Genomic DNA, 2,429 nt, shown 5'->3' with positions numbered 1-2,429 from the left:
CGGTACGTTCGGCTCGATCGCCGCCGTTCCGAGTGTGGCCACGCCCCCTGTGCTCGAGTCCGGGGCGAACGCACTCTGCCGGATCGCGCCCTTGCTCGACGGTGCGCTCCCGGTACAGGGGCCGCCGGGCGCGGGGAAGACGTACGCCGGCTCGCACGCGATCATCCAGCTGCTGCGCGCCGGCAAGACGGTCGGGGTCACGGCACTGAGCCACCGCGCCATCACCAACCTTCTCGACGCGGTGATGCAGGCCGACGACGCTGGCCCCACGGAGAAAGGCGCGGAAGACGGCGATGGACAGACGCGCCTGGTCCGAGCGATCCAGAAGGCCGACGACGACCACGCCAGCAGCCACGCCCGTGTCACCGTCGTCGGTTCCAACGGCGACGTCGAAGCCGCGCTCGCCGACGGCTCGGCCAACCTCGTGGCCGGGACGGCGTGGCTGTTCGCGCGCGAGAACGTCCACGTGGATGTGCTCGTCATCGATGAAGCTGGGCAGTTCTCGCTGGCCAACACAGTCGCCGCCGGAGCGGCCGCAGACTCGATCATCATGCTGGGCGACCCGCGGCAGCTCGCTCAGCCCAGCAAAGGCATCCACCCCGAAGGCGCGGGAGTGTCCGCCTTGGAGCATGTGCTCGGCGAGCACGACACGGTCCCCTCGGATCGTGGCCTGTTCCTCGACGTCACATGGCGGATGCATCCGGCCGTGTGCGCGCCCGTCTCAGAACTCTCCTACGACGGCTTGCTGCATTCACGGCCTGGCCTGGAACGCCAGACACTCGGCCCGTCGCCCGGCTCACCTGACAGTTGCCCATCCGGCCCAATCCCCGAGCAGCGCTCGCTGCGCCAAGAGGCTAGGCGTGATCAAGGCCACGCGGAGTCGACGGCCTATATCGATGACCGGCTCACCGGCGCCGGCGTCAGGTGGTTCCCGGTGGACCACACCGGGTGCTCCGTCCGCAGCGACGCCGAGATCGACGTCGTGGCCGATGTCGTCGCTCGTCTGACCGGGCGCCCGTGGACCGATGCCGATGGCCGGACGACGCCTCTCGGGACGGACGACATCCTCGTCGTCGCTCCATACAACGCACAGGTCAGCCAGCTGATGATCCGGATCGACGGTCGGGCCAGGGTCGGGACCGTAGACAAGTTCCAGGGACAGGAAGCGCCCGTCGTCATCGTGTCGTTGACCACCTCGTCGGCTGAGGACGCGCCTCGGGGCGTCGACTTCGTCGCGAACCGTAACCGCCTCAACGTCGCCATCTCACGAGCACGTTCGCTGGCGATCGTCGTCGGAAGCCCGGCCCTGCTCACCGCACCCGCCACCAGCGTGGCGCAGCTGCAGGGGATCAACACGCTCTGCCGCCTCGTCGAGCACGCTACCTGAGTTCGTCCGCTCCTTGATCAGATACGAGTTCAGGGCGCTATGGCGCACCAAACTCGTATCTGATCAACCCAACTCGTGGGTCGACATGAGCGCCTGGTCGGCGTGTTTATCCACAAGAGCACGTCGTCGAGCACGCTCTGTCCACAAGGGCGGCCTTGGACTGGCATGCCGCGGCGAACTGGAGCACGCTCGCGATCATGGTCCCTGATCATCTTCTCTACGCCGCCCGGCGCCAAGACGGCCTCATCACCCGGAAGCAGGCACTGGCCGCCGGAATGTCACTCGACGCATGGAAGCATGCCACCAGAAAGCATGGCTCGTGGCGACGCATCCTGCGCGGGGTGTACGCGACCTTCACCGGGCCGCTCAGAGAGCTCCACCGGCTGCGGGCGGCCCTCCTCCACGCCGGGGCGGACTCGGCGATCACCGGCGCGTGGGGCTGCTGGATGCATGGGCTCAAATACGGCCCCGAACCCGGTGAACTCATCCTGGTCTCCATCCCGCAGCAGTCTCGTGTCGGTCCGGCCGGATTCGTCGCCGTCACACGGCGCGCGTGCTCGTCTGACAAGAACCGGTCCCGCGAGCCCACCCGCGACAGCAACCGGGAGCATCACGATTATTGGGTGGATCAAGACGCAGCCGGCGATCTGAGCGTCTCCATCGCGATGTCCTACGAGGCACCCGACGAGATCGCCGGAGAGGCCAGACCTGGGGTGATCCCCGTGGTGCCGACCGCGCAGGCGGTGATCGACACCGTCACCAAGCCTCGCTGGCTTCCGGCCGGCTGGTCGCCGACCTGTGCCCACGCTGACGGCTGTCCCATGTGCTCGACCGCGCTGGAACCAACCGTTGCCGGGCGTGCGTGGCATCTATCCCGACGCCTGTTGGCCGGACGCCAAGCTGATCATCGAGGTGGACTCCCGCTCGTTCCACTGGTTCGGTGACGCGCCCGGGCGTACGGAACGTCGCCGGGCCGAGTATGCCAAGCTCGGCTGGCGGGTGCTGCCGGTGACGCCTCAACGAATCCGTCAAGATCCGGCCG

Annotated in this window: 2 protein-coding genes; both read left to right on the top strand. The window is 67.8% G+C overall.

Going from position 1 to position 2,429, the window contains the following annotated elements:
• Positions 1 to 1,387, top strand: a 1,387-nt coding sequence (locus tag ELR45_RS06910; RefSeq protein WP_205856167.1) for a DEAD/DEAH box helicase, incomplete at its 5' end; no start/stop codon positions are given.
• A 197-nt stretch (positions 1,388 to 1,584) separates the two neighbouring features.
• Complete coding sequence (locus ELR45_RS06905; protein ID WP_129664577.1) at positions 1,585 to 2,331, top strand: type IV toxin-antitoxin system AbiEi family antitoxin domain-containing protein; 747 nt, start codon at positions 1,585 to 1,587, stop codon at positions 2,329 to 2,331.
• The last annotated feature ends 98 nt before the right edge of the window (positions 2,332 to 2,429 follow it).

The organism is Phytoactinopolyspora endophytica, from assembly GCF_004138495.1.
Lineage (GTDB): Bacteria > Actinomycetota > Actinomycetes > Jiangellales > Jiangellaceae > Phytoactinopolyspora > Phytoactinopolyspora endophytica.
The sequence above is the reverse complement of the archived record's forward strand: the minus strand, read 5'-3'. Positions and strand labels throughout refer to the sequence as shown.

Bases quoted from the DNA above. Each gene is read 5' to 3' on its own strand.
- ELR45_RS06905 (WP_129664577.1), top strand. From the start codon at position 1,585: ATGGTCCCTGATCATCTTCTCTACGCCGCCCGGCGCCAAGACGGCCTC.